Annotated in this window: 19 protein-coding genes and 1 riboswitch; of the genes, 2 read left to right on the forward strand and 17 right to left on the reverse strand. The window is 71.9% G+C overall.

All coding sequences use genetic code 11. The annotated features are described in order from the left end of the window. On the forward strand, nucleotides 1-1,236 hold the full coding sequence (locus tag FHX52_RS06295) for an MFS transporter (RefSeq protein ID WP_246069633.1): 1,236 nt from the start codon (nucleotides 1-3) through the stop codon (nucleotides 1,234-1,236). 34 nt (nucleotides 1,237-1,270) lie between these two features. On the opposite strand, the gene FHX52_RS06300 is transcribed toward FHX52_RS06295, so the two are convergent. From FHX52_RS06300 to FHX52_RS24265, 14 genes are all read right to left on the reverse strand, one after another. After that, nucleotides 1,271-2,119 carry a PHP domain-containing protein gene (locus tag FHX52_RS06300; RefSeq protein WP_141820898.1) on the reverse strand — a complete coding sequence of 283 codons (849 nt, stop codon included), beginning with the start codon at nucleotides 2,117-2,119 and terminating at the stop codon, nucleotides 1,271-1,273. Between the two features lie 136 nt (nucleotides 2,120-2,255). Further along, on the reverse strand, nucleotides 2,256-4,634 hold the full coding sequence (locus FHX52_RS06305; RefSeq protein WP_141820900.1) for an ATP-binding cassette domain-containing protein: 2,379 nt from the start codon (nucleotides 4,632-4,634) through the stop codon (nucleotides 2,256-2,258). 49 nt (nucleotides 4,635-4,683) lie between these two features. Continuing rightward, entirely contained in the window at nucleotides 4,684-5,250 is a 567-nt protein-coding gene (locus tag FHX52_RS06310; RefSeq protein WP_246069634.1) for a flavin reductase family protein, read from the reverse strand. Beyond that, complete coding sequence (locus FHX52_RS06315; RefSeq protein WP_246069635.1) at nucleotides 5,247-5,792, reverse strand: PH domain-containing protein; 546 nt, start codon at nucleotides 5,790-5,792, stop codon at nucleotides 5,247-5,249. The genes FHX52_RS06310 and FHX52_RS06315 overlap by 4 nt, the downstream gene beginning before the upstream one ends. A 4-nt stretch (nucleotides 5,793-5,796) precedes the next feature. Continuing rightward, nucleotides 5,797-6,642 (reverse strand): ATP phosphoribosyltransferase, encoded by an 846-nt coding sequence (gene hisG / locus FHX52_RS06320; protein WP_141820902.1) that lies wholly within the window; start codon nucleotides 6,640-6,642, stop codon nucleotides 5,797-5,799. A 24-nt stretch (nucleotides 6,643-6,666) separates the two neighbouring features. Next, nucleotides 6,667-6,930 carry a phosphoribosyl-ATP diphosphatase gene (locus FHX52_RS06325; RefSeq protein ID WP_141820904.1) on the reverse strand — a complete coding sequence of 88 codons (264 nt, stop codon included), beginning with the start codon at nucleotides 6,928-6,930 and terminating at the stop codon, nucleotides 6,667-6,669. A gap of 44 nt (nucleotides 6,931-6,974) precedes the next feature. Beyond that, nucleotides 6,975-7,490, reverse strand: a complete 516-nt coding sequence (gene ribH, locus FHX52_RS06330; RefSeq protein ID WP_141820906.1) for a 6,7-dimethyl-8-ribityllumazine synthase — start codon at nucleotides 7,488-7,490, stop codon at nucleotides 6,975-6,977. Further along, entirely contained in the window at nucleotides 7,487-8,737 is a 1,251-nt protein-coding gene (gene ribB / locus FHX52_RS06335; RefSeq protein WP_141820908.1) for a 3,4-dihydroxy-2-butanone-4-phosphate synthase, read from the reverse strand. Before ribB ends, ribH begins: the two co-directional genes overlap by 4 nt. Next, nucleotides 8,734-9,339, reverse strand: a complete 606-nt coding sequence (locus FHX52_RS06340) for a riboflavin synthase (protein WP_141820910.1) — start codon at nucleotides 9,337-9,339, stop codon at nucleotides 8,734-8,736. Before FHX52_RS06340 ends, ribB begins: the two co-directional genes overlap by 4 nt. Nucleotides 9,340-9,347: 8 nt before the next feature. After that, nucleotides 9,348-10,379 carry a bifunctional diaminohydroxyphosphoribosylaminopyrimidine deaminase/5-amino-6-(5-phosphoribosylamino)uracil reductase RibD gene (gene ribD, locus FHX52_RS06345; protein WP_246069636.1) on the reverse strand — a complete coding sequence of 344 codons (1,032 nt, stop codon included), beginning with the start codon at nucleotides 10,377-10,379 and terminating at the stop codon, nucleotides 9,348-9,350. A gap of 3 nt (nucleotides 10,380-10,382) precedes the next feature. After that, nucleotides 10,383-11,144: a nicotinamide riboside transporter PnuC gene (gene pnuC / locus FHX52_RS06350; protein WP_141820912.1), complete on the reverse strand. Its 762-nt coding sequence runs from the start codon at nucleotides 11,142-11,144 to the stop codon at nucleotides 10,383-10,385. A gap of 117 nt (nucleotides 11,145-11,261) precedes the next feature. Beyond that, a riboswitch (FMN riboswitch) is annotated at nucleotides 11,262-11,390 on the reverse strand. Nucleotides 11,391-11,561: 171 nt separating this feature from the next. Then, entirely contained in the window at nucleotides 11,562-12,452 is an 891-nt protein-coding gene (locus FHX52_RS06355; RefSeq protein WP_141820914.1) for a GNAT family N-acetyltransferase, read from the reverse strand. Between the two features lie 62 nt (nucleotides 12,453-12,514). Next, complete coding sequence (rpe, locus tag FHX52_RS06360; protein ID WP_141820916.1) at nucleotides 12,515-13,171, reverse strand: ribulose-phosphate 3-epimerase; 657 nt, start codon at nucleotides 13,169-13,171, stop codon at nucleotides 12,515-12,517. Between the two features lie 54 nt (nucleotides 13,172-13,225). Continuing rightward, nucleotides 13,226-15,133, reverse strand: coding sequence for an HNH endonuclease signature motif containing protein (locus tag FHX52_RS24265; protein WP_246069637.1), 1,908 nt, complete (start codon nucleotides 15,131-15,133; stop codon nucleotides 13,226-13,228). A 76-nt stretch (nucleotides 15,134-15,209) separates the two neighbouring features. Between FHX52_RS24265 and FHX52_RS06370 the strand changes: the two genes are divergently transcribed. Continuing rightward, nucleotides 15,210-16,172, forward strand: a complete 963-nt coding sequence (locus FHX52_RS06370) for an IS1595 family transposase (protein WP_185747218.1) — start codon at nucleotides 15,210-15,212, stop codon at nucleotides 16,170-16,172. Between the two features lie 49 nt (nucleotides 16,173-16,221). Here FHX52_RS06370 and FHX52_RS06375 read toward each other — a convergent pair whose 3' ends face one another. From FHX52_RS06375 to def, 3 genes are read right to left on the reverse strand one after another with little or no spacing between them, the layout of a single operon-like run. Continuing rightward, nucleotides 16,222-17,742 (reverse strand): RsmB/NOP family class I SAM-dependent RNA methyltransferase, encoded by a 1,521-nt coding sequence (locus tag FHX52_RS06375; RefSeq protein ID WP_141820918.1) that lies wholly within the window; start codon nucleotides 17,740-17,742, stop codon nucleotides 16,222-16,224. After that, the gene (gene fmt, locus FHX52_RS06380; protein ID WP_141820920.1) at nucleotides 17,735-18,682 is read right to left on the reverse strand and encodes a methionyl-tRNA formyltransferase; all 948 of its coding nucleotides are present in this window, start codon (nucleotides 18,680-18,682) and stop codon (nucleotides 17,735-17,737) included. Before fmt ends, FHX52_RS06375 begins: the two co-directional genes overlap by 8 nt. Nucleotide 18,683: 1 nt before the next feature. Continuing rightward, complete coding sequence (def, locus tag FHX52_RS06385; RefSeq protein WP_141820922.1) at nucleotides 18,684-19,229, reverse strand: peptide deformylase; 546 nt, start codon at nucleotides 19,227-19,229, stop codon at nucleotides 18,684-18,686. Nucleotides 19,230-19,246: the final 17 nt, after the last annotated feature.

Below are 19,246 nucleotides of genomic sequence, written 5' to 3' on the forward strand. Positions count from 1 at the left end.
GTGTCCCGACCCGCCCCGTCCCATGAGCAGCAGTCCGAGGCGGCGGCAACCGCTCGCGGTCTGCGGCCCCTGCCGCCGGTCTGGGTCATGGCCCTCGCCCTGCTCGCGGTGGCGGCCAACCTGCGCACGGCCATCACCAGCGTGCCACCCCTGCTCGACGCGATCTCGGCCGACCTCGGCCTCACCCATGCGGCGGCCGGTGCCCTGACGACGCTCCCGGTGCTCTGCATGGGGCTCTTCGCGCCGGTCGCGAGCGTCGTGGCCCACCGGCTCGGCGCCGTGGCCGCGGTGCTCGGCGCCATCCTCGCCATCTTCGCCGGTGTCGCGAGCCGGTTTGCCGCCGACTCGTGGCCGATCCTCTACCTCGGCACGGCGCTCGCCGGCATCGGCATCGCCCTCGCCGGCACGCTCCTGCCGCGCCTCGTCAAGACCTTCTTCCCGCCGGAGCGGGCCGGGCTCATCACCGGCCTCTACATGCTCGCGATGATGGGCGGCGCGGCCCTCAGCTCGGCGCTGTCGGTGCCGCTGGCCGACCGCCTCGGCTCGTGGCAGGCGTCGCTGGGCTCGTGGTCGGTGCTCGCGCTCGTCGGCGCCCTCGCGTGGGCCCCCTTCACCCGGCGAGCCAACCCGCACCACACTCCGGGCGAGGCCGGACGGGGTCGGCTGCCGTGGCGCCACCCGACCGCCTGGCTCGTCGCCGGCTACCTCGCCCTGCAGTCCTGGGCGTTCTACTCCTCCGTGACGTGGCTGGCCCCGACCTACGTCGAGCAGGGCTGGTCGCGCGCGTCGGCGGGCTACCTCGCCGCCGTCTTCAGCGGCACCCAGATCGTGTCGGGGCTGCTCGGCCCCGTCCTCAGCGACCGCACCGCCGACCTGCGCCGGCTGCTGCTGCCGGTCGCCGTCCTCGGCACCCTCGGGTGCCTCGGCATCTGGCTCGCTCCGCTCACGGCGCCGTGGCTGTGGGCCGCGGTGGTCGGGCTCGGGCAGGGCGCGGCGTTCTCGCTCGGTCTCGTGCTCCTCGTGCGGTATGCCGCGACGCCCGAGGCGAGCGGTCGCCTGACCGGCATGGCGTTCTTCGCCTCCTACAGCATCGCCTCGATCGGCCCCGTCGCGATGGGGCTGGTCCGGGACGTCACCGGAGGCCTCAGCCTCGTGTGGGCGGTGCTCGCCGCGTTCGGTGTGGTCCAGGCGCTCGTCGTCATGCGGTTGCGCCCGGGCCTGCGCAGGATCGACTGAGGGACTCGCCCTTCTCCATCGGCAAGCCGGGGCTCTACCGCGTCCACAGGTCCTCGGGGCGCGGACCGGGCCGGAAGCCGAAGTGCTCGAGCATGTGCTGGGCCTCGGGGAATCCGTGCGCAAGTGCGTGTGCGACGTGTGCGTCGCTGCCGAAGGAAACGGCTCGCCCACCTTCCTCCGCCCACCACTGCGGGATCCACGTCCAGAGTCGACGCGTGTTCATCTCCAGCGCTCGCCCACTGCCGGCAATCGCCCGCATCGCGGCTCGGAAACCCTCCTCGAACCGCGTCGGGTCGAACGGACCAGCCTGCTCGGTCGGCCAGTGTCGAACGGCGTAGTCGAGGTGGGTGAAGACCTCGAAGGCATCGGATCTGGCAACCATGCGAGGCACCTCATCGAGGTAGGCACGGACCACGTCGTCCGGAGGGCACGACCGATAGAGGGTGACCGGTTCGGCGCGATCGAGGCCGATCGCCAGCGTGTGCAGCGAGCCGTTGACGCGGTCGAAGCGCGTCAGGTCGACGAGCCGTCTGGCGCGGGCCTCGAACAGGTGCGGCTGCCCGAGCTCCACCCCGGCCAGGATGGTCAGCCCCGGGAACTGGCGTCGGCACCGGTCCACGGCCTCGAGGTAGCCGTCGACATCCAACGGAGGAGGGACGAGGAAGCCGTCCTCGGTGATGTGCCTGCGATTCGACACCGGGAAGTCATCGGGCCCGGAGCGCCAGGCGTCGAAGTCGAAGTGCTCGGTGAAGATCAGTGCCGGCAGACCGATCCGAACCGCGCGTTCACACGTTCGCACCATCGTGCCGCGAGCCTCGGAGTCGGGCCCGCCTGTGTCCCAAGACCATTCGCTGTGCACGTGACTGTCGGCCGTCAGCCGCATCGGCAGTCCACACCCTCTGCGGAGGAGGCAATCCACTCGTCGACGTCCGTCACGATAGTTCGCCTGGCACGCACACCTTCACGCCAACCTCCTTGTCCTACAGCACATTCGGGGCAACGGATGCCCGCGGCGCACGTCAGGTGCCGACGTAGGCAGCCAGGTGCTTCCCGGTGAGGGTGCCGGCATCGGCGACGAGGTCGGCCGGGGTGCCCTCGAAGACGAGCCGTCCGCCGTCGTGCCCGGCGCCGGGGCCGAGGTCGATGACCCAGTCGCCGTGCGCCATGACCGCCTGGTGGTGCTCGATGACGATGACCGAGCGCCCGGACTCGACGAGCCGGTCGAGCAGCCCGAGCAGGTTGTCGACGTCGGCGAGGTGCAGGCCGGTCGTCGGCTCGTCGAGGACGTAGACCTCGCCCTTCTCGGCCATCTGGGCGGCGAGCTTTAGGCGCTGGCGCTCCCCGCCGGAGAGCGTCGTCAGGGGCTGGCCGAGCGTCACGTAGCCCAGCCCGACGTCGACGAGCCGCGCGAGGATCGTGTGGGCGGCCGGGGTGCGCGCCTCCCCCTCGGCGAAGAAGCCCAGCGCCTCCGACACCGGCATCGCCAGCACCTCGGCGATGTTGCGACCGCCCAGCTGGTAGCCGAGCACCGCGGCCTGGAAGCGCCGGCCCTCGCACTCCTCGCACGTCGACTCGACGGTCGCCATGACACCGAGCTCGGTGTAGATGACGCCGGCGCCGTTGCACGCCGGGCAGGCGCCCTCGGAGTTGGAGCTGAAGAGCGCCGGCTTGACGCCGTTGGCCTTGGCGAACGCCTTGCGGATCGGCTCGAGCAGACCGGTGTAAGTCGCGGGGTTGCTGCGTCGCGAGCCGCGGATCGCGCCCTGGTCGACGACGACGACCCCCTCCCGCCCCGCCACGGATCCGTGGATGAGCGAGCTCTTGCCCGACCCGGCGACGCCGGTGACGACGCAGAGCACACCGAGCGGGATGTCGACGTCGAGGTCACGCAGGTTGTGCGTCGAGGCGCCACGCACCTCCATGACCCCGGTCGCAACGCGCGTCGTCTCCTTGAGCCGCACCCGGTCGTCGAGGTGGTGGCCGGTCACGGTGTCGCTGGCTCGCAGCCCCTCGACGGTGCCCTCGAAGACGACCTCGCCGCCGCCCGAGCCGGCACCGGGTCCGAGGTCGACGACGTGGTCGGCGATGGCGATCGTCTCGGGCTTGTGCTCGACGACGAGGACGGTGTTGCCCTTGTCGCGCAGCTGGAGCAGCAGGTCGTTCATCCGGTCGATGTCGTGCGGGTGCAGGCCGATCGTCGGCTCGTCGAAGACGTAGGTGACGTCGGTCAGCGACGACCCGAGATGCCGGATCATCTTCGTGCGCTGGGCCTCCCCGCCCGACAGGGTGCCCGCGGGACGGTCGAGCGAGAGGTAGCCGAGGCCGATCTCGGCGAACGAGTCGAGCAGGTGCTGCAGACCACGCAGCAGCGGCGCGACCGACGGCTCGGACAGCTCGCGCAGCCACCCGGCGAGGTCGCTGATCTGCATCGAGCACAGGTCGGCGATGTTCTTGCCCTTGATCTTCGAGGACAGCGCCTCCTTGGACAGGCGCGTGCCTTTGCAGTCAGGGCAGGTCGTGAAGGTGACGGCGCGCTCGACGAAACGGCGCACGTGCGGCTGCATGGCCTCGAGGTCCTTGGAGAGCATCGACTTCTGGATCTTCGTGAGGACGCCTTCGTAGGTGAGGTTGACGCCCTCGACCTTGATCTTCTCGGGCGGTCCGTAGAGCAGCTTCTGCAGCTGCCTCGCCGTGAAGGCCCCGACCGCCTTGTCCATCGGCAGTCCGGCGCCGCTGAAGATGCGGCCGTACCACCCGTCCATGCTGTAGCCGGGCACGAGGAGCGCCCCGTCGGACAGCGACCTGCTCTCGTCGTAGATGGCGGTGAGGTCGAAGTCGTTGACGGCGCCCATCCCCTCGCACCGGGCGCACATTCCGCCCTGGTAGACCGCCTCACGGACGACCGAGGTCTCCTGCCGGTTGCCGCGGTCGGTCTTCATGACCCCGCTCGCGACGCGGGTCGGCACGTTGAAGGCGAAGGCGGTCGGCGGCCCGATGTGCGGAGTGCCGATGCGGCTGAAGAGGATTCGCAGCATGGCGTTCGCATCGGTCGCGGTGCCGACGGTCGACCTCGGGTTGGCCCCCATCCGCTCCTGGTCGACGATGATCGCCGTCGTCAGGCCGTCGAGGAAGTCGACCTCGGGCCGGGCCAGCGACGGCATGAAGCCCTGCACGAACGCGCTGTAGGTCTCGTTGATCATCCGCTGCGACTCGGCGGCGATCGTGGCGAAGACGAGCGAGCTCTTGCCCGAGCCGGAGACGCCGGTGAAGACCGTCAGGCGTCGCTTCGGCAGCTCGATGCTGACGTCCTTGAGGTTGTTGACCCGGGCCCCGTGCACCCGGATTCGGTCGTGGGTGTCCGCGACGTGCATGCCCGTCCTCGTCGTCGTGCCGCTCATCAGGTCTCCGTCCCCTCGGCGTGGTGCGCGACCTACGGTACGGGCTGGGTCAGCCCCAGTAGTCGTCCAGCGCCTCGCCGCTGTCGTCGCCGCCGGTCGGTGTACGGCGCTCCGTCACGCTGAGACGGCCACGGTAGAAGAGCATGGGCCGGCCGAGCTCGCCGTCCTCGAGCTCGACGACCCGGCCGATGACGACGTCGTGGTCACCGGCGACGTGCACCTGCTCGACGGTGCAGTGGATGCGTATGAGCACGCCGGGCAGCCCCGGGCCCCCGGCGCCTGCCGGCAGCCAGTCGAGCCCGTCGAACCGGCGTCCGTCCCGCGACCCGAAGCGCTCGATGAGGTCTCGCTGCGCATGCCCCAGCACGTTGACAGTGAAGCGGCCCGTCTCGCGCATGAGCGGCCAGGACCGTCCGCGGTGGTCGGCGCAGAAGAGGACGAGCGGGGGGTCGAGCGAGACCGAGGCGAAGGACTGGCAGGCGAAGCCGACCGGATCGCCCTGTGCCGTCAGACCCGTCACGACGGTCACTCCGGTCGCGAAGTGCCCGAGAGCGTGGCGCATGCGCTCGGGCGTGGGGTCGCCGCGGCGCAGCTCGCCCCCCTGACCGTCGCTCACGACCCGTCGCCTCCTGCGCGCTCCGGCCCGTCGCCGTCGCGGTGGCGCGCCTCGCCGAAGGCCTGCACGAGCGCAGCGAGACGCGACGCCTCCCGGCCCGACACCTCGCCGTCGGCCTTCTGGATCGCCATGACGGCCAGGGTGTCGCCGTCGTCGAGGTCGAGCGTCACCCACGGCTCGCCGCCGCCGAACTGCACCCCGACGACCTCGGGCCACGTGAGGCTCCGCGTGACGACGAGGTTGCGCACGACGAGCCCCTCCCGGGTGGGCACGGCGGAGATCGTCGCGTAGCGCCAGGCAACGACCGCGATGACGACGCCGAGGGCGAAGAACATGAGGCGGTCGATGATGCTCCAGTGCCCCAGGGTCTCTGCCGGCATGAGGACGGCGAGACCTCCGAAGACGACGAGCGAGGCCCACGCGACGCCGAGGGCGACGGCCCGACCGCGCCGCGACCGGAAGGTGGCGAAGGCGTCAGGCGAGGTGGCGGCGTCCGGGCCGCTGGCGCCGTTGGGGATATCAGGACCGCTTCGAGTGCTCACGGCGTCACAGGCGGCAGGCCGCGATGTCGGTGACGAGGATGGCCCGGGCGCCGAGGTCGTAGAGCTCGTCCATGAGCCGGTTGCGGCCGACGCGCGGCACCATGGCGCGCACGGCGACCCACGCCTCGTCCTGCATGGGCGACACCGTGGGCGACTCGAGCCCGGGGGTCAGCTCGGTCGCCTTGTCGACGAGCTCCTTGGGGCAGTCGTAGTCGAGCATGACGTAGGTCCGGGCGGTGATGACCCCGGCGATGCGCCGCTGGAGCACCGACACCGCCTGCTCCTCCCCCGGCCGGTCGCCGCGGATGAGCACGGCCTCCGACTGGAGGATCGGCTCGCCGAAGACCGCGAGCCCCTGGCTGCGCAGCGTGGCCCCCGTCTCGACGACGTCGGCGATGACGTCGGCCACGCCGAGCGTGATGGCGGTCTCGACCGCGCCGTCGAGACGCACGACCTCGCCGCTCAGCCCTCGGGACGCGAGGTCGGCGCGCACGAGGCCCGGGTAGCTCGTCGCCACCCGCTTGCCGTCGATGTCCTCCACCGTGGCCACCTGACCGGGGCGGGCGGCATACCGGAAGGTGGAGCTGCCGAAGCCGAGCGACATCACCTCGACGGCGCGGGAGCCGGAGTCGAGCAGCAGGTCGCGGCCGGTCACGCCGGCGTCGACGGTGCCGGAGCCGACGTAGACGGCGATGTCACGCGGGCGCAGGTAGAAGAACTCGACGTCGTTCTCGGCGTCGCTGACGACGAGCTCCTTGGTGTCGCGACGCACGCGGTAGCCCGCCTCGCGGAGCATCTCGACCGTCGCGTCGGACAGGGAGCCCTTGTTGGGCACGGCAATTCGCAGCATGGGGTGTGGAGTCCTCTGAGGGTCTTACAGGTGGGCGTAGACGTCGTCGAGCGAGATGCCCTTGGCGAGCATGAGGACCTGCAGATGGTAGAGCAGCTGGCTGATCTCCTCGGCTGCGTCGGCGTTCGACTCGTACTCGGCGGCCATCCAGACCTCGGCCGCCTCCTCGACGATCTTCTTGCCGATGGCGTGGACGCCGGCGTCGAGCTGCGCGACGGTGCCCGAGCCCTCGGGTCGGGTCGCGGCCTTCTCGGCCAGCTCGGCATACAGCTGCTCAAAGCTCTTCACGGTCACCCAGCCTACGGGGGCCGCCGACGCGGTCCGTATGCCGCTCACGTCGTGGCACGTGCCGGCTCGGCGCCGCTCGCTCCCCCGACACCTGCGCCGCCGACCCCGCGGAGAGCGACCACGGTGGCGACGGCGGCCGTGGCGGCCTCGTGGCCCTTGTCTTCTGCGGAACCGGGCAGGCCCGCGCGGTCAAGGGCCTGCGCCTCGTCGTCGCACGTGAGCACGCCGAAGCCGATCGGCACCCGGGTGCGCACGGCGACGTCGGTGATGCCGACGGTCGCCGCCTGGCACACGTAGTCGAAGTGCGGGGTGCCTCCGCGGATGACGACCCCGAGGGCGACGAGGGCGTCGAAGCGGTCAGCGAGCGCCGCGCACGCGACGGGCAGCTCGAAGGTGCCCGGCACCCGGACGACCTCGACGTCGGTGACCCCGGCATCCGCGAGCCCGCGGAGCGAGCCGTCGAGCAGGCCGCCCATGACCTCGTCGTGCCAGCTCGCGGCCACGACCGCGACGCGCAGGCCGCTGCCGTCGGTGGCGATGGTGGGGGCACCGTCCTTCATGCTGTCTCCTTGCTGCTGCCGTGGTGCTCTCGGGGTGTGGCCGGGATGTCGTGGCCCAGCCGGTCGCGCTTGGTGATGAGGTAGCCGGCGTTGTCCTCGCCGACCGGGCCGTGGAGCCGCTCGACGGCCACGACGTCGACGCCGAGGTGGCGCAGGGCCGTGACCTTGAGGGGGTTGTTGGTGAGCAGGACGACCTGCTGCGCCCCGAGGTCGTGCAGGATCGCGGCACCGGCGGCGTAGTCGCGCGCGTCGACGGGCAGGCCCAGCGCCGTCTGCGCGTCGACGGTGTCGGCACCGGCGTCCTGCTCCGCGTAGGCGCGCAGCTTGTCGACGAGGCCGACGCCCCGCCCCTCGTGGCCGCCGAGGTAGACGACGACCCCACCCTCCCGGCCGACCCGGGCCATGGCAGCCTGCAGCTGCGGCCCGCAGTCGCAGCGGAGCGAGCCGAAGGCGTCGCCGGTCAGGCACTCGCTGTGCAGGCGGGTCAGCACCGGTCCGGTGCGCCCGAGCGCCTGCAGGCCGCGGGGGCTGACGAGTGCGACGTGCTCGTCACCGGTGAGGGTGTCGCGGTAGCCGTGGGCCGTGAACGTGCCGTGCACCGTCGGGATGCGGGTCGTCGCGAGCCGCTCGACACGGTCGAAGCGCTGGCGCCACGCGATGAGCGCCTCGATCGTGATGACGGGCAGCCCGGCCTCGGCGCCGAGGGCGACCACCGCGTCGAAGCGCATCATCGTGCCGTCGTCGTGCACGAGCTCGCCGATGACCCCGACCGGGGCGAGGCCCGCGAGGCGGGTGAGGTCGGTCGCGGCCTCCGTGTGCCCCGGGCGCGTGAGCACGCCACCCGGGCGGGCCCGCAGCGGCAGCACGTGGCCCGGGCGCACGAGGTCGGTCGGCTCCGAGGCGGGGTCGGCGAGCACCTGCACGGTGCGCAGCCGGTCGGCGGCGCTGATGCCGGTCGTGACCCCTCGGGCCGCGTCGACCGAGACGGTGTAGGCCGTGCGCAGGGGGTCACGGTTGTCGGTCACCATGAGCGGCAGCTCGAGCCGGTCCGCCACGTCGGGCGGCATCGGCGCGCAGAGGTAGCCCGACGAGTGGCGCACTGTCCACGCCATCCACTCCTCCGTGGCGGTCTCGGCGGCGAGCACGAGGTCGCCCTCGTTCTCGCGACCCTCGTCGTCGAGCACGAGGACGGGGCGGCCCTCGCGCAGCGCCTCGAGCGCCTGCTCCACCGTGGCCAGGCCGCTCATCGCCCGGCCTCCGCCCGCGCCCCGAGCAGGCGCTCGACGTACTTGGCGATGACGTCGACCTCGAGGTTCACGACGTCGCCGACTCCCTTGTGCCCCAACGTCGTCAGTGCCAGCGTGGTCGGGATCAGCGACACCGAGAAGCCGTCGTCGGAGACGGAGGCGACCGTGAGCGAGACTCCGTCGACGGTGATCGACCCTTTCTCCACAACGTATGCCGCGAGGCCGGGAGGGAGCGTGAGATCGACCGTCTCCCAGCGGTCCCCGGGCGTGCGCCGCGTGATCGTGGCCGTGCCGTCGACGTGGCCCTGCACGACGTGGCCGCCGAAGCGACCGTCTGCGGGCATCGCCCGCTCGAGGTTGACGCGGTCACCGGGCCGGAGCGCGCCGAGCGCGCTGCGGCTCAGGGTCTCGGCCATGATGTCGACGGCGAACTGCTCACTGTCGTGGTCGGTCACGGTCAGGCAGACCCCGTTGACGGCGATCGACGCACCGTGCACGGCGTCACTGACGACGAGCGGTCCCCTGATGCGCAGCACGGCCGAGTCCGCGCCGTGCTCGATGGCCTCGACGGTGCCGAGCTCCTCGACGATTCCGGTGAACATGGTGCTCCTCACTGCTCCTCTTCGGTGCGGTCAGCGGGTCGGGCGTGCACGCGCACGTCCCCGCCGATGACCTCGACGTCGACGACCTCGAGCCGTCGGACGTCCGCGATGGTGGTGATGCCGAGGTCGTCGACGGCAGCACGACCCGACCCGAGCAGTGCCGGGGCGAGGTAGGCATAGACGTCGTCGACGAGGCCGGCCGTGATGAAGACTGCCGCGAGCGTCGGGCCTCCCTCGAGCCAGACGTCGCGAACCCCCTTGTCCCACAGCTCCTTCAGGGCGACGTCGGGATCGTGGGTGCGCAGGTGGAGCACGTCACCGGGCCCGTCGTGCATCCGAGCGGACCCCGGCAGGTCGCGCAGACCCATGACGACGCGAAGGGGCTGTCGTGGGGCGAGCCCGCCGTCCGGCATACGGGCGGTGAGCCGTGGGTCGTCGGCGAGCACGGTGCCGGTGCCGACGAGCACGGCGTCACGGGTGGCCCGCAGCTCGTGGGTGTCGGCACGCGCCGCCTCACCGGTGAGCCACTGGCTCGTCCCGTCAGTGGCGGCGCTGCGGCCGTCGAGCGTGGCCGCGAACTTCCAGGTCACGAGGGGCCGCGACAGTGCGACGCCCCGCGCCCACCGGGCGTTGAGCGCCGCGGCCTCGTCGGCGAGCACGCCGCCGAGGACGTCGACGCCGGCGGCGTGCAGGCGCTCGGCGCCACCCGTCGCGTCGGGGTTCGGGTCGGACTGGGCGAAGACGACGCGGGCGACGCCCGCCTCGACGAGCGCATCCGCGCACGGGCCGGTGCGGCCGGTGTGCGCGCAGGGTTCGAGGGTCACGTAGGCCGTGCAGCCCCGTGCCCGCGACCCGGCGGCGCGCAGCGCCTCGATCTCGGCGTGGGGGCTGCCGGCGCCGTGGTGGTGCCCCTCGGCGACGACCCCACCGTCGGGCGCGACGATGACGCACCCCACCCGGGGGTTGGGGTCCGGCCACGGCCCGGATGCGGCGAGGTGGAGGGCTCGTCGCATCCAGGTCGAGGCGGTCGTGTCACGCACGGGTCAGCCCGCCGCCGCGCGCGCGAGCTCCGACTCGGAGTCGGGTCGCTCGGTTCTCGACGCCTTGACCCACTGCGTGAAGCCGTAGACGACGAAGGCGCCGTAGAAGGTGTAGAGCACGGCCGTGGGCACATATCCGGTGGCGAATCCGAAGGGCACCCCGACGAGGTCGACCCCGATCCACGCAAGCCAGAACTCGTTCCAGCCGCGCGCCATCGCGTAGGTGGCGACGATGGAGCCCACGAAGATCCAGGCATCGCACCAGAAGAACCACCACTGCGGCGTGAAGTAGGGGTTGGGCGCGAGGCTCCAGAGCCAGACGAAGACCTGGTGCACGACGACGGTGCCGACGAGCCAGAAGCCGATGACGACGGTGCGCTCCGTGGTCGTCGCCCAGCGGGGCGTGATCGCCGCTCCGGTCGGGTCGCCCGCGTGGTTGAGCCGGCGCAGGCGCGACCAGCGCCACCACCCGTAGATGCTCGTGATGATGAAGAAGACCTGGCGCCCGGCCTGGCCGAAGAGCGGGATGCGCTCGTCGGCGCCGAAGACGGCGCCGAGGTAGACGAAGAAGAGCATGACGTTGGCGACGATGCCGACGGGCCAGGCCCACACCCACCGGCGCATGCCGAGGTAGGCGGAGGCGAGTCCGATGAGGACGCCGATCAGCTCGAGCCAGTGGAGCTGGTAGGGCCCGATCGCGATCGATGCGTCGATCGCCTGCTGGAAGACGTTCTGCGTGCCATCGGCAATGGCTAGAGCCTGCATGTGGTGTTCGACCTCGTGTCGTTCGTCGGTGCACGGACGAACTCCGGGGAACTCCACACGCCGCCCCGGGCCGGGCTCCGACGGCGGACGCCGAAGACCCAGACCATGACGGCCTGTCTCGTGCTGCCTCCCATCCGGACTTTCACCGTCGGTCCCGGAATTTCACCAGGTCAACCGGCCGCTGGCTGCGGTCGGGTCGCGGACTTTAACCGCCGGCTCGGAATTACACCGACCCCGGAGCACGTGCGACCAGTATGCACCCGCCGGCTGGAGAGGTGCACGCCGTCTCGCCTGAGACGGACGGCACACTCCCCCGGGGCTCGTCAGTGCGCGGGCTGGCAGGCACGTGCGACTCCGGCTGAGGCTGCCCCACGGTCTCCCACCACCCCGCGGCCGTTCGTCGCCGTCACCCCCGCCTCAGTTCGGCCGGCGGAAGTCGCGGACGGGGGCGAGCTCCCGGTAGCCCGCCGACGCGTAGGCCGCCACGGCGCCGACGTTGCTGCTCGGGGTGCACACGGTGGCGCTCGACGCACCCAGCTCCCTCAGGGCGGCCGCGGCCGCGACCGAGATGGCCTTGCCGTGGCCCTTGCCGCGGTGGTCGTGGTGCACTCCGAGCGGCTCGAGCAAGCCGGGTCGTCCGACACCGGACGACCAGACGGTCACTGCCGCAACGGGCGTGTCATCCGCGTCGTAGCCGACGAGACACCGGGCTCGATGGTACGGCGAGGCGCTGGCCATCGCGTGCCAGCGGCCGGTCGTGAGGGTGGACCTCGCGAACGCTGCCTGATGCACCGCGACCCGGTCCGACAGCAGCTCGAGGTGGCCGTCCGCCACCCGCGCCCGGTCGACGACCTCGATCCTCAGCCCGCAGTCCTCGACCGCTTCGGAGAGGTCTCGTCGGAGGGGCGTCCACGGCTCGTCGTCGAGCCACCCGTGGGCCGTGAGGAGTCGGCGGAGCGCAGAGCCGGCCCGGGCCTCGACGCACACGCTCCCGGCGGGCAGCACACCGCTCATGGGGTCGGACAGGTCCGCGAGCAGGCGCGTCGCGAACGGCTCGTTGTCGCCGACGACGGGTGCGATGCCGAGGCGGATGAGCGTCGGGCCGTCGAGGAGCCCGACTGCGCAGATCTCCCCGTCTCGACGCCACACCCGGACGTGGCGCACCCTCTCGGCGACACCCACCGTGCTGTTCCACCCCAGGTCGCCGGGGTGCAGCTGCACCGGGCCGCCCTCCTGCTGCCAGCTCGACAGCGCCTCGACGGCGTCGTCGAGCGCGGTCACGGTGGGTGTCTCCAGGGTCACGGGCATGCCGCCATCCAAGCTCGACAGGTCGTCGAGCGCCCACAGGTTTTCGCGCCGAGCGGCAGCCGTCAGTGCTCGTGCCTGAGCGCGAGGGCACGCAGCTCGTGGACCGCAGCTGCTGCGTCCTCGGCCCCGTAGACAGCAGAGCCCGCGACGAACACGTCCGCTCCGGCCTCGGCACACTGCTCGATCGTGTCGGCGCTCACGCCGCCGTCGACCTGGACCCAGATCTCGCCGCCGTGCCGCCGCACTGCCTCACGCACCTCGCGCACCTTGGGCATCTGGTCGGCCATGAACGACTGGCCCCCGAAGCCGGGCTCGACCGTCATGACGAGCACCATGTCGAGCTCGGGCAGCAGCTCCTCGTAGGGCGCGAAGGCCGTGCCGGGCTTGATCGCCATCGACGCCCGCGCGCCCGCCGCTCGGAGCGCGCGCGCCAGCGACCGCGGGTCGCGCGCGGCCTCGATGTGGAAGGTGACGGACTGGCAGCCGGCCTCGGCGTACTGCGGTGCCCAGCGGTCGGGGTCCTCGATCATGAGGTGCGCATCGATCGGGATCGGGCTCACCCTGACGAGGGCCTCGACGACCGGCAGCCCGAGGGTGAGGTTGGGCACGAAGTGGGCGTCCATGACGTCGACGTGCGCCCAGTCGGCGTTGGCGATGCGCCTCAGCTCAGACTCGAGGTTGGCGAAGTCGGCCGACAGGATGCTCGGTGAGATCTGCACGCGCACAGCCTAGGGCCGCGTCCTCGGGCACACCGGACGCCTCTGAGCGGACGGTCAGAACGGTGGCGGCTCGTCCGCAGCGGTGAAGTTCGCAACCGGCTGGCCGACGCCGGCCCGCCAGTCCTTCGGGTGGGTGGCATAGGTGCGACCTGTGAGGGTGGTCCATTCGAGGCCGCGGTCGCCGGTGGAGACGGACGACCAGGTGCGGGCGGTCTTGAGGTTGTGGTGGAAGCGGTGCTTGGCGTGGAGGTTGTCGACGGTGGTTGGCCCTGTTGGCCAGGGAACCTCGTGGTCGAGGTCGCAACGGATGGCCGGCACCTCGCAGCCCGGGGCCCGGCAGGTGCCGTCCACGGCTTCGACGTGCTCGACCATGTCGGCGCTGGGACGGTACCCGCGGGTGGGTCTGGACAGGGCCTGTCCGCTGCGGACGTCGACGGGCAGGGTGCGCCAGACCGACCCGGGACGGGTGATGATCTCGCGCGCGTGAGCCGCGGTGACCCAACCGTGTGCGGGCAGCTCGCAGGCCGCGTCGGAGGCGCCGACGGCGACCTCGAACGGGACGACGATCCACACCATTGCGGCGGGGTGGCCCGTGCACGGCAGGGGCGACGAGTCAGTGGGCCCTGACAGATCAGGCGGCCTCAGCGAGTCAGTGGGCCGAGGCGGATCGGAAGGATCGGGCGGCCCCGGCGACTCAGTGGGCCGAGGCGGATCGGAAGGATCGGGTGGCCCCGGCGACTCAGTGAGCCGAGCCGGATCGGAAGGATCGGGCGGCTCATCCGGCGAGAGGCACGACCCTCGACCACCGGCCGCCCGCGCCGACGGCGCCGCAGCAGTGCTGGGGCTGGGCATCGTGCCGGGTCGGGGACTGTCGTCGGCACCCGTGCCTGCCCCGGCGCTGGGGCAGCCGCTCGCGGCGCCGACGGTGCTGTCGTGAGCATCAGAGTCGGTGGTCGTGCTGGAGCAGGCGGGCGCTCTGCCTCCGGTTGTGGAACCACCACACAGCGTCGCGTCACGGTGGCTCTCCAGCAGCGCCTCTGTGGCGAGGTCGCAGCGGAGCTGGTCGAGTGTTCTCGGGTCACCGTCAGCTCGAGCGGTGCGGGCCCCACCATCGAGCCGGTCCATGATCGCTGCGATGGCGTCGGCGCCAGTGACCAGCGTCAGACACCCCATCCCGTCGCCGGTCGGCCGCGCGAACACGCCCCGACGGGTCCGGGCCCGACCGCGGCGCTCCTCTGCGCCACGACAGTCGACCGACGCGACCACCCGCCGCAACCGCGTCGCGAAGGTGCGCTGCGAGCAGACGCGACCGTCACGCGACGGAGCGAGCACGGCCTCCTCGACGACGGCGACGTCAGCGTCGCAGAGGTCGGCGGTCTCCGAGGCGACCTGTAGTGCGCGGTGCAGGCTCGTCGTCCCGGCACGCAGGGCGGTGAGGAGCCGAGCGTGTCGCCGCGGCGCGGTCGCCAGGGCCAGCCGGCGCGCGACCTCCCCGACCCCGACCCCCGTCGCCAGTGCGATCTCCTCGCCGACGATCCGGGCGGTCGCGACCCGACCACCTGAGGCGCCCGAGCGTGACGCGGACCCAGCCGGAAGCGCCTCCAGCTGTTGGGACGCGATGGTGTGCAGCGCGGCATACGCTGCGAGCAGGTCCGCCTCCACGCGCGCCTTCGCGGCCTCCAGCCCCTCGATCTGCGCCAGCACGGACTCACCCGCCCGCGCCAGGTCTCCGACCACCTCGGCCGCCCGCGCGCGGTCAGCCCGCGCCTCATCCGCAGGGCGCTGCTCAGCCCGGTCACACTCAGGACGAGTCGTGCCCGAGCCCGTCCGCAAGAGCGACTCGAGCCGCTTCAGCAAGGGGCCAGCCGACCGGCGCATCGCCTCGGGGCTGTCGTCCCAGATCAGACGGGCTGCATCGGGGAAGCCGCGGGTGGCCACGGTCGAGGATTCGGTGTACGGCACCTCAGCCCCCTCTCGCCTTCCGTCTCCTCCAATTAGAACACATGTTCTGCATATCTGCTTGGGTGAAGTAACATCTGTGGATGACCGCGAATCCGTTCGGGGAGTGGACTACCCGTCGACGTACCAGCAGCTGCTGGAGTGGTTCCCGGACAACCAGTCGTGCCTGGACTACCTCGCGGCCCTGCGGTGGCCGGACGGGTTCGTCTGCCCCAAGTGCACGGCGCGTGAGTTCTGGCGCACGGGCGCGGGCCTGTGGATGTGCCGGTCATGTGGCAGGCGGACATCGGTGACCGCGGGGACGATCTTCGACCGAACCCGGACGCCGCTGTCGACGTGGTTCGCGCCGATCTGGTTTCTGACCTCGCAGAAGAACGGGATGTCAGCCCTCGGGCTGCAAAGGGTCCTCGGGTTCGGCTCCTATGAGACCGCGTGGGCCTGGATGCACAAGCTTCGCCGTGCGATGGTGCGCCCGGAACGCGACAAGCTGTCCGGTCTCGTCGAGCTCGACGAGACCATGATCGGCGGCGTCAGCCCAGGCAAACCGGGGGCCGGGAGCGACAAGGTCCCCGTCATGATCGCCGTGGAGCGCAACGGAACTCGTCGCCTTGGCCGGGTCCGGCTCGCGGTCGCGCAGCGGCCGAACACCGGCGAGCTCGTCGACTGGGCGAGTCAGGTCATCGAGCCCGGATCGACGGTCCGCACCGACGGCCTGCGCACCCTGCGACGCCTCTCGGAGCTGGGCTACAAGCACGAGTTCACGACCGGCTACAACGCCGCGGACAAGGCCAGCGTCCTGCCCGGCGTCCACCTGGTGGCCTCGCTGCTCAAACGCTGGCTGATCGGCACGCTGCACTTCCGGGTCGAGGAGCACCAGCTGCCCTACTACCTGGACGAGTACACCTTCCGGTTCAACCGGCGCAACGCCAAGTCCCGCGGGCTGCTCTTCTACCGGCTGCTCGAACAGGCCGTGGTTACCGATCCCCATCCGCTCCACGAACTCCTCAGACCTGACGAAGCACCCATACCCGACTTCACTTAAGCAGATATGTAGAACACATGTTCGAGTTGGAGCGAAGGGTCCGGGGCGCCTAGAGCCGCTTGCGGAGCAGTGCGAAGAACATCGCGTCAGTGCCGTGCACGTGCGGCCACAGCTGCACGTAGGGGCCGTCGCCAAGTGCAGGCAGCTGCTCCCCCGACGCGTCGACGAACAGCTCGCGCGCGTCGACCACCTCGATGTCGTCGCGCCGCTTCAGCAGGTCCGCGACGACGAAGCGGGTCTCGTTGAGGTGGGGGCTGCAGGTCGCGTAGCCGACGAAGCCACCGGGTGCGGTCGCGTCGATGCCGGCCGCGAGCAGCTCTCGCTGGAGACCCGCGAGGGCCGCGACGTCGCCGGGTGTGCGACGCCAGCGCGCCTCGGGACGACGACGCAGGGCGCCGAGCCCGGTGCACGGCGCGTCGATGAGCACCCTGCTGTATGCCGCCGGGTCGACCTCGCCCATGTCGCGTCCGTCTCCGTGGCGCACCTTGAGGCTCGTGTCGGCCTCGCGGGCCGCCGCACGCGCGGCAGCCAGGGTCTGCCACACAAGGTCGGCACGATGCTCGCTGATCTCGTTGGCCACGAACGGGATTCGTCGCTCGATGGCGAGCGCGGCGAGCAGGCCGGCCTTGCCACCCGGCCCGGCACAGAGGTCGAGCCAGCGCTCGTCCGCCGCAGCCGGACCCTCGACCGTCGCGCCGGCGAGGGCAAGGACCAGAAGCTGTGAGCCCTCGTCCTGCACCGCTGCACGCCCGTCTCGGACAGCATCGATGGCGCCGGGATCCCCCTCAGCGAGCACGGCGCCGACCGGGCTGAGACCGGTGCGCATCGCTCCCCAGTCCTCGAGCTCGTCGAGCGACGAGAGCCCGGGACGGGCCACGAGTGCGACTTTGGCCGGCTCGTTGTCGACCTCGAGCAGGGCGGTGAGGGACGCCTCGACATCGTCAGCGGTGGCGGCCTCGTGGCCGATGAGGGCGGCTCGCAAGGCCTTCGCCACCCACACGGGGTGGGAGGTGCGCAGCGCCAGCCGCTCAACCGGGTCGGTGATGCCCTGCGTCACGAGCTCGACCCACTCATCCTGCTCGCGCTCGCTGATGCGTCGCATCACGGCGTTGACGAAGCCGGCGGCCCCGGCGCCGTTGACTTGGCGAGCCAGCGCGACCGTCTCGTCCACGGCGGCGTGCGTGGCGACACGCATCCCGAGCACCTGGTGCGCGCCGAGGCGCAGCGTGTCGAGCACGTTGGCGTCGATCTTGCCGACGGGGCGGCCCGCTGCCAAGGCGATGATCGCGTCGTAGAGGCCGGACATGCGTGTCGCGCCGTAGACGAGCTCGGTCGCGAAGCCGGCGTCGCGACCGGTGATGCGCTTGTCGCGCAGCAGTCTCGGCAGCGCGAGGTTGGCGTAGGCGCCGTCGGCGATCTCACGCATCGCCGTGTAGGCCGTCAGCCGGGCCGGGTCGGTGCGGCGGGCCCGCTCCGACGGTCGCTGCTCGGAGCGGTGCCGGGCCGAGCGCTCCCGGGCGGGAGGCCGCTGCCGCTCGCCACGCCGTTCGCGGCGCTCGTCATCACTCATCTCCGACCCGCTCCCCCGCCTCGATGCGCGTGCCGCGAGCCCAGTCGGCGGCGGCCATCGGCTTCTTGCCGTGCGCCTGGACCGTGCCGAGCCGCACGGGCACGGTTCCCGTGCCGACGTGCACCGCCTTCTTCGTCACGAGCAGCGTGCCGGGCGCGAGCTCCCCGAGGGCGCCCGCCTCGTCAGGGCCGGCCAGTGTGACCGGCCCGATCTTGAGGCGCTGCCCCCGGAAGGTCGTCCACGCTCCGGGGGCAGGCGTGCAGCCGCGCACTCGCCGGTCGACGGCCACCGCGGGGTGCTCCCACCGGATGCGCGCGTCGTCGACCTCGATCTTGGGGGCGTGCGAGACACCCTCTCCGGGCTGCGGCTGGGCCACGAGCTCACCGGCCTCGAGCCCGTCGAGCGTGGCCACGAGCAGCCCTGCGCCCGCGGTCGCGAGCCGCCCGAGCAGGTCCCCGGCGGTGTCGGCGGGGCGAATCGCCTCTGTCATGACGCCGAGGACGGGCCCGGTGTCGAGTCCCTGCTCGATGAGGAACGTCGAGGCGCCGGTCACCGTGTCGCCGGCCATGATCGCGTGCTGCACCGGGGCCGCACCGCGCCAGGCCGGCAGCAGCGAGAAGTGCAGGTTGACCCACCCGAGCCGCGGGATGCCGAGAGCAACGGGCGGGATGAGGTCGCCGTAGGCGACGACCGGGCAGGCGTCGGGTGCCAGCTCGCCAAGGGCCTCGAGGAAGTCGGGGTCCTTGACCCGGGCCGGGGTGAGCACGGGCACGCCGAGCTCCTCCGCGCGCCGGCGCACGGGCGAGGGCTCGAGGCGGCGGCCCCGACCCGAGGGGGCGTCGGGCCTCGTGACGACGGCGACGAGCTCGTGGCTCGACCCGGCCACCGCCTCGAGGCTCGGCACCGCGGCGTCGGGCGTGCCGGCGAAGACGACTCTCACGTCACATCGCCCGGCCGAAGGTCGAGTGCGGGCTGATGCGCACCTCGGTCGGGCTCTGGGCGAACCAGTCCGACTCGCGGATGGCGCGCATCGCCTCGCGGCGCGACTCGGCGTCGAGACGGTCGAGGAAGAGGATGCCGTCGAGGTGGTCGGTCTCGTGCTGGACGCACCGGGCCAGCAGCTCGGTGCCCTCGAGCACCACGGGCTCTCCCCACATGTTCTGGCCACGCGCCACGACCGAGAGCGCACGCTTCGTGTCGAAGGCAACCCCCGGGATCGAGAGGCAGCCCTCCGGCCCGTCCTGTTCGTCGTCGGAGAGGTCGAGGCTCGGGTTGACGAGGTGGCCGAGCACGCCGTCGACCCAGTAGGTGAAGACGCGCAGGCCCACCCCGATCTGGGGGGCGGCGAGGCCTGCACCCGGGGCGTCGAGCATCGTGTCCTCGAGGTCCTTGACGAGGACCCGGAGCTGCTTGTCGAAGTCGACGACGTCGACGGCCGGCGTGCGCAGGACCGGGTCACCGAAGAGGCGGATGTCCTTGATCGACACGAGACTCCTGGGTGCGG

The organism is Humibacillus xanthopallidus, from assembly GCF_006717145.1.
Lineage (GTDB): Bacteria > Actinomycetota > Actinomycetes > Actinomycetales > Dermatophilaceae > Humibacillus > Humibacillus xanthopallidus.